The 7,849-nt window shown below is 71.7% G+C and carries 6 protein-coding genes; all 6 read left to right on the forward strand.

Annotated features, from left to right (window positions below; genetic code table 11):
- Positions 1–227: 227 nt before the first annotated feature.
- Positions 228–950: a Flp pilus assembly protein CpaB gene (cpaB, locus tag VM242_15030; GenBank protein HVM06477.1), complete on the forward strand. Its 723-nt coding sequence runs from the start codon at positions 228–230 to the stop codon at positions 948–950.
- 10 nt (positions 951–960) lie between these two features.
- The gene (locus VM242_15035) at positions 961–2,145 is read left to right on the forward strand and encodes a P-loop NTPase (GenBank protein ID HVM06478.1); all 1,185 of its coding nucleotides are present in this window, start codon (positions 961–963) and stop codon (positions 2,143–2,145) included.
- A gap of 4 nt (positions 2,146–2,149) precedes the next feature.
- Entirely contained in the window at positions 2,150–3,499 is a 1,350-nt protein-coding gene (locus VM242_15040) for a CpaF family protein (GenBank protein HVM06479.1), read from the forward strand.
- Complete coding sequence (locus tag VM242_15045) at positions 3,496–5,403, forward strand: VWA domain-containing protein (protein HVM06480.1); 1,908 nt, start codon at positions 3,496–3,498, stop codon at positions 5,401–5,403. The genes VM242_15040 and VM242_15045 overlap by 4 nt, the downstream gene beginning before the upstream one ends.
- Before the next feature lie 3 nt (positions 5,404–5,406).
- Entirely contained in the window at positions 5,407–6,327 is a 921-nt protein-coding gene (locus tag VM242_15050; GenBank protein HVM06481.1) for a type II secretion system F family protein, read from the forward strand.
- A gap of 194 nt (positions 6,328–6,521) precedes the next feature.
- Entirely contained in the window at positions 6,522–7,706 is a 1,185-nt protein-coding gene (locus tag VM242_15055; GenBank protein HVM06482.1) for a hypothetical protein, read from the forward strand.
- Positions 7,707–7,849 lie beyond the last annotated feature (143 nt).

Genomic DNA, 7,849 nt, shown 5'->3' on the forward strand with positions numbered 1-7,849 from the left:
CGCTCCACCCGTCTCCGGAACCGCTTCGTCAGCACTCGACCTCCGCCCCCCGCCATCCCCGCCGTCACCAAGGGTAGTGTGATCGACACCCTTCTCGGATGCAATCGGCGGGATCCGGTAGGACCGGAGCGATTGTTCGCAGAAAGTGGTTGTTTTCGCCGGGGGGCTGTCGATACATGGTGAAGCTGGCGGGGGCGTCGAGGACCGACGGGATTGGGGACTGCTGAGTGGGTGCGAAGCGAACGCTGATCGTTGCCGGAGCCGTGGTGGTCGCCGCCATCGCCGCCTTCGCCAACTACGCCTATCTGAACTCGGTGCAGGACCGGGCGTACGACGACGCCGAGCGGGTCCGGGTGTTCGTGGTGCGCACGAACATCGAGAAGGGGCTGCCGGGGGAGCAGGCGCTCCAGGAGGAGCGGATCCGCTCCGACGAGATCCCCCGTGAGTTCCGCCCGGCCACAGCCATCACCGACACGGCGACCATCCGCGGCAAGGTCGCCCTGGCGCCCCTGTCGGTCGGCCAGGTCGTGGTGGACGGCATGTTCGTCGACCCCAAGGTCGCCCAGGTCAGCTTCTCGCAGCGCATTCCCGCAGGTCAGGTGGCCGTCACCGTCTCGGTCGGCACGGTCCAGGGCGTGGCCGGGCTCCTCGTGCCCGGTGATAAGGTGAACCTCCTTGTGAGCGACCCGGCCACCGGGGCCCAGCGGTACCTGTACCAGAACGTGAACATCCTGGCCATCGGCACGTCGGCGGCTCCGGAGGCAGGCGAAACGGCGGCGGCGGTGAACCCTGGCAGCAACCTCATCACCTTCGCGGTGCCCCCGATCTCGGCAGCGCGGATCGTCGCCGCCGGAACCCTCTACCTCACGCTGGTGCCGCCGGACAACCAGCCGGCGCCGGTGGCTCCCGTGGGCCCGGCCAACCTGTTCCCCGCCGAGCTCACCCCCTGATGAGGGACGTGTGACCACCGTGGAACCCGTCACCGGGCCCCGCCTCCGGGTCGCCGCCGTCGGCCTGGAGCCGGCACTTCAGACGCGGCTGCGCAGCGCTCTGGACGGCCGGGCCAACGTCCAGGCCCTCCGGGCCCTCGGCGAGATCGAGGTCGGCGGCGCCGGCACCGGGCTCACCGTCGTCGTCCTCGGGCCCGAGTTCGCCGACCAGGCCCGGCTCGAGGAGGCGCTCCGGCTCGTCCACACCCAGCCGTCGCTCTCCGCCATCCTCGTGGCCGAGGAGCTGACCACCTCGCTGCTCCAGCGGGCCATGCGGGCGGGCGTGAGCGACGTGGTCACCTTCGACTCCGACCCGAGCGACCTGGAGGCCGCCATCGAGCGGGCGGCCGATCAGATCGCCTCCCGGCTCGTGGCCCTCCCTCCCGCCCACGCCGTCGACGACGGGGTGCACGGCAAGGTGGTCACGGTGTTCTCGCCCAAGGGCGGGTCCGGCAAATCCGTCATCGCCTGCAACCTCGCCGTCGTGCTGGCCCAGCGCAGCTCCGAGCCGGTGGCCCTGGTGGACGCCGACCTCCAGTTCGGCGACGTGGCGGTGATGCTCAAGCTGGCGCCGCACCACACCATCGTGGACGCCGTGTCCGCCATGCACCGCCTCGACGCCCCCCTGCTGCGCAGCCTCCTGTCGCCCGGCGCGGGCGGGGTCCTCGTGCTGCCGGCGCCCCGAGAGCCGGCGTTCGGCGACCAGGTCACCCCGGCCGACATGCACACGATCCTCGACCTGCTGCGCACGTTCTGCAGCTACGTGATCGTCGACACGCCGACCCAGTTCAGCGACGTCGCCCTCCACCTGATCGAGGAGAGCGACGACCTCGTGCTGGTCGCCGGGATGGACGTGCCCAGCATCAAGAACATGAAGATCGGGCTCCAGACGCTGAAGCTCCTCGGCACCCCGTCGAGCAAGCTGCGCCTCGTCCTGAACCGGGCCAACGCCAAGGTCGGCCTCGACGTCGCCGAGGTGGAGAAGACCCTCCACCTGCGGGCCGAGGCGCTGCTGCCGAGCGACATCATCGTGCCGCAGTCGGTGAACAAGGGCATCCCCGCCGTCACCAACGCGCCGCGCTCGGGTTTCGCCCGCACCATCACCGCGTTCGCAGAGGTCCTGTCACCGGACCTCGACAAGTCACGCCGGAGGTAGCCGCGTGTCCCTCTACAAGCGACTCCAGGAGACCCAGGCCGCGCCGCTGCGCCGGGACGCCGCCCTCGACGAGCTGCGCCTGAAGGTGCACCACCAGCTCATCGAGACGCTCGGTCCCCTCATGTCGGACGGCCACATGAGCGAGATGGAGCTGCGCCGGCGCGTCGAGGACGAGCTGCGCAGCGCCCTGGCCGCCGAGCCCGTCCCCATGTCGCTGAACGACACCGAGGCGCTCGTCCGCGACGTCACCGACGACGTGATCGGCTACGGGCCCATCGACCGCTACCTGAAGGACCCGGCCATCACCGAGGTCATGGTGAACGGCCCCACGGAGATCTTCGTGGAGCGCCTCGGCAAGATCCACAAGGTGCCCGTCTCCTTCGTGGACGTCGGCCACCTGCGCCGGATCATCGACAAGATCGTGAGCCAGGTGGGCCGCCGCATCGACGAGTCGACGCCCATGGTGGACGCCCGCCTGCCCGACGGCTCCCGGGTGAACGCCGTCGTCCACCCGCTCGCCATCGGCGGCCCGTTCCTGACGATCCGGAAGTTCGCCAAGGACCCCCTGATGGTGAACGACCTGATCGAGCTCGGGACGCTGGACCCCGAGGTCGCGCGCTTCCTCGAGGCGTGCGTCAAGGGCCGGCTCAACGTCGTGGTGTCCGGGGGTACCGGCACCGGCAAGACGACGCTGCTGAACGTGCTGTCCGGCTTCATCCCCTCCGACGAGCGCATCGTCACCGTGGAGGACGCCAAGGAGCTCCAGCTCCGCCAGGAGCACGTCCTGTCGATGGAGGCACGCCCGCCCAACATCGAGGGGCGGGGCGAGGTCACCATCCGGGACCTGGTCCGCAACTCGCTGCGCATGCGGCCCGACCGGATCGTGGTCGGCGAGTGCCGGTCGGGCGAGGCGCTCGACATGCTCCAGGCCATGAACACCGGCCACGACGGCTCCCTCACCACCATCCACGCCAACAGCCCGCGCGATGCCCTCTCCCGTATCGAGACGATGACCCTCATGGCCGGCTTCGACCTGCCCATCCGGGCCATCCGGGAGCAGATGGCGTCCGCCCTCGACCTGGTGGTCCACCTCACCCGCCTGCGCGACGGCACGCGCCGCGTCACCCACGTGACCGAGGTCCAGGGCATGGAGGGCGACGTGATCATCATGCAGGACGTGTTCCTGTTCGACTGGAGCATGGGCGTCGACCCCAGCGGGCGCTTCCTCGGCAAGCTGAGGCCCACCGGCATCCGCCCCAAGTTCGCCGAGCGCCTCCACGACGTCGGCATCGAGCTGGCCGCCGGCCTGTTCATCAACCAGGGCATGGACCGGCGGGGCGTGGGCCACCGATGAGGCGAGTCGCCGCCGCCCTCGTGCTGGCGGCCGTCGCCGTCGTCCTCGGGGCGTCCGGCGCCGGAGCAGCCGACGCGATCATCATCCGCAAGGTCGACTCCAGCCAGTTCCCCACCATCACCATCTCGGCCCTGGTCCAGGGGCCGGCGCCCGGTCTCGACCAGTTCGCCCTGCGGGAGAACGGCAGGATCATCGCCCCCACCGCCTTCGAGGTCATCCCCCTCGGCCAGACCGACACGCCGGTCGGCATCGTGCTGGTGGTCGACACCTCGGGGTCGATGCGGGCCCAGAACCGGATGGAGCAGGCCAAGGCGGCGGCCCGCCAGTTCGTCGCCCAGAAGTCGGCCAACGACCAGGTGGCCATCGTGGCCTTCGCCGACCAACCCCGTGTGGTCAGCGGCTTCACCAACGACGTGAACCACCTCACCGCGGCCGTCGAGGGGCTCGTCGCCACCGGTGAGACGGCGCTGTTCGACGGCGTGCGCCTGGGCGCCACCCTGCTGTCCGAGCGGCCCGACCTCCAGGCGAACATGGTCGTGCTCTCCGACGGCGCCGACACCGTGTCGCAGAGCAACGCCGACGCCGCCGAGGCCTCGATCCTGACGGCCAAGGCCGTCGTCTTCGCCGTCGGGCTCCCGGGCCGGGAGTTCGACTCCGCCTCGCTGACCCGCTTCGCCAACGCCAGCGGCGGCCAGTACGTCGAGACCACCGACCCCCGGCAGCTGTCGTCGCTGTACGGCAACATCCAGAGCGCCCTCCAGAACCAGTACGAGATCTCCTACACGTCGAGCGCCACCGGCTCGGTCGAGATCAGCCTGGCCGCCGCCGGCGCCCGCACGACGGCGGGCCCGATCAACGCCGGCGCCGTCGCCGAGGGCACGGCCACCGCTCCGCAGGTCGTCCAGCCGTCGCGGTTCTCCGGCCTCCTCGGCAGCGCCTTCGGGATCACCCTCGTGGTGGTGCTGGCGTTCGTCGCCGCCGCCCTCGTCGTCCTCGGCGTGGTCGCCCTGGCCAAGCGCGACCGGTCGGGGCTCGACGAGACGCTGCGGGGGTACGGCCCCAACACCGGCGGGCCGGAGGGCGGGGCGGAGTTGGACCTGGCCCAGACCGCCTTCGTCAGACGGGCGGTGGACGCCACGGCCCGGCTGGCCAAGGAACGCGGCCTGTTGGACATCGCCGAGTCCAAGCTCGAGCAGGCCGATCTCCCCATCCGCCCCGCCGAGGCGCTGTTCTTCTACGGCGTCGGGGTGGTGATCGTCGGTGTGGTCGGCCTGTTCCTGGCCGGGCTGTTCGGAGCGTTCGTCGCCGTGTTCCTCGCCGCCCTCGTCCCCGTCGCCGTCCTGAACGCCCTGGCCACCCGTCGGAAGAAGGCGTTCACCTCCCAGCTCCCCGACATGCTCCAGCTCCTCGCCAGCACCCTGCGGGCCGGCTACTCCCTGCTCCAGGGCGCCGAGGCGACGACCGACCAGGTCGGCGACCCCATGGCCAAGGAGCTGCGGAGGGTGCTGAGCGAGGCGCGCCTGGGGCGGCCCCTGGAGCAGGCGTTCGCCGACTCGGCCCGCCGGGTCGGCTCGGCCGACTACGACTGGGCGGTGATGGCCATCCGGATCCAGCGGGAGGTCGGCGGCAACCTGGCCGAGCTGCTCCAGACGGTCAGCGAGACCATGGTGGCCCGGGAGCGGCTGCGCCGGGAGATCAACACCCTCACCGCCGAAGGCAAGATCAGCGCCATCGTCCTCGGCATCCTGCCCCTCGCCATCGGCCTGGCGGTCTACGTCCTCAATCCCGGGTACCTCGACCCGCTGTTCCACCGCACGGCCGGAAAGCTCATGGTCGTCGGTGCGCTGGTGGTCGGCGTGGCCGGGTTCGCGTGGATGAAGAAGATCATCACGATCGAGACCTGACCCATGCTCATCCTCGCCATCGCCTCCGTCTTCGGCGCTCTCACCCTGGTGTTCTGGGCGCTCGCCGGCCAGCTGGCCGAGCGAGCGGCTTTCCGCTCCTCGCTCCAGCAGCTCGAGGACTACGACGCCGTCGCCGCCGTCCCGTCGCGCCAGCTGGAGCTGGCCGCCGGCTTCGAGACCCGCGTCCTCGCCCCCCTCATGCGGAGCCTGGTCGGCCTCGGCCGCCGGTTCACACCCGCCGACTACGTCGCCAAGTCCGCCGAGAAGCTGAACCACGCCGGCAAGAGCCGGGCCGACGACCTGGACCGGTTCCTCGCCGTCCGGGTGGTCACCATCGCCCTGGTGCCCGTGGCCTTCATCGTCTCGTTCTTCGTGCTGCCGCTGGAGGGGCGGACCCCGCTGGCGGTGTTCCTCTTCCTCGCCCTGCTGCTCGTGCTCGGCCCCGACGCCACCCTGAACCGGAAGGTGGCCGACCGCCAGTACGAGATCCAGATGAGACTGCCCGACGTGCTGGACCTCCTCACCATCAGCGTGGAGGCGGGGCTCGGGTTCGAGCAGGCGCTGGACCGCACCGTCCAGTCGGTCCCCGGGCCGCTGTCCGAGGAGTTCGCCCGGATGATCGGCGAGGTGCGCGCCGGCTCGAGCCGGGCCGAGGCCCTCCGGGCCATGGAGACCCGCATCGGGGTGCAGGAGGTCAAGTCGTTCGTCCTGGCCCTCCTCCAGGCCGACACCTTCGGGATCTCGATCGGGCGCATCCTCCGCCAGCAGGCCGAGGAGATGCGGGTGCGCCGGCGCCAGCTGGCCCAGGAGCGGGCCCAGAAGGCGCCGGTGAAGATGCTGTTCCCGATGGTGTTCTGCATCTTCCCGTCGCTCTTCGTGGTGGTCCTGGGGCCCGCCCTCTTCAACATCGCCGACGCCCTCTGAGCCCGCGACTGCGTCCCCCGTCGGCCGCCGCGCTGGCCGGAGGCGCCGTCGCCCTGTGGGGGCTGGCCGTCGGCCTGCGGCCCCTCGGTGACAACTCGGCGCTGACCCATCTCGCCACCGGGCGGCTCATCCTCGACGACGGCATCCCCCGTTCGGACCCGTTCTCCTTCACGGCTGCGGGCGAGCCGTGGACCGTGTACTCGTGGCTGGCTTCGACGCTCATGGCCCTGGCCGAGCGGGCCGCGGGCGGCAACGGCGTGCAGCTCGGTCGGGCCGCCCTGACCTGCGGCCTGGCCGCGCTCGTCTGGCTCCTGACGCGGCCGGCCGGGGTGCTGGCCGGGCGCATCCTCGCCGTCGCCCCCGTGCTCGTCGTCGGGACCAGCGCGTGGACCGAGCGCCCGCTGCTCTTCTCGCTGGTGATCATGGCCGCCGTCGTCCTGCTGGCCGAGCGGGACCAGGCGCCGCCATGGCTCGTCCTGCCGCTGATGTGGGTGTGGGTGAACGTCCACGGCAGCTTCCCGCTGGGGCTGGTCTACCTCGGCGCCCGCCTGGTCGGGCGCAGGATCGACGGCGCGCCGCCCGGCAACCTTCCCCGGCTGGCGGTCCTCGCCGGCGTCGGCACGCTGCTCGGGGCCCTGAACCCGCTGGGCCCCCGGCTCCTGGTGTTCCCGCTCGAGCTGCTGTCGCGGAACGACCTGCTCTCGCGCGTCTCCGAGTGGAGGTCGCCGAACTTCTCGAGGCCGCCGAACCTGGCCCTTCTCGGGATGCTGCTGCTGGCCCTGCTGCTGTGCTCGCGCCGCCGGTCGTTCGAGGACGGCCTGCCCGCCGTCGTCTTCGGGGCGGCCGCGTGCATCGCGGTGCGCAACTCCCCCCTGGCCACCATCGTGCTCGCCCCGGTGTTGGCCCGGGGGCTCTCCGGGCTCGGGACGGTGCGGGCCGAGGGCCGCAGCGGCCTCACGGCCGTCGCCGGCGCCGGCCTCGGGGCGGTGGGTGTCGTACTGGTCGTCACGGCCCTCCAGGGGCCCGCCTACGACCTGGAGAAGTACCCGGTCGCCCAGGTGCGCTGGATGGAGTCGGAGGGCCTGCTGGGCCGCCGGGTGGCCACCCAGGACTACGTGGGCAACTACCTCATCGCCCGGCGGGGCACCGACGGCCGGGTCTTCTTCGACGACCGCTTCGACATGTACCCGGCGCCGCTCATCCGCGACTCCATCGCCCTCCTCGACGGCCGTGAGGGCTGGCAGGAGCGCCTGGACCGGTACGGCGTGGACGTCGTCCTCTGGCAGCGGTCCCGGCCGCTGGCCGAGCTGGTCTCGATCGCTCCCGCCTGGGAGGTCGTCCGCCGGGACGAGGACTGGATCGTGGCCGTTCGCCGCTGACGGCGGCCGGGGAGCTTCGGTCCGCCTCCGGACGCGCCGAAAGGCGCCTCCGGAGAGGCGCCTTTCGGCGGTCCCGCCCCCTGTCCGGTCCCCCCGGGAAGCGTCCGCCCCCTCGAACCGGCCGCCGCGCCGTTGCGGCGGAA

The sequence above is a fragment of the Acidimicrobiales bacterium genome (assembly GCA_035540975.1).
Classification (GTDB): domain Bacteria; phylum Actinomycetota; class Acidimicrobiia; order Acidimicrobiales.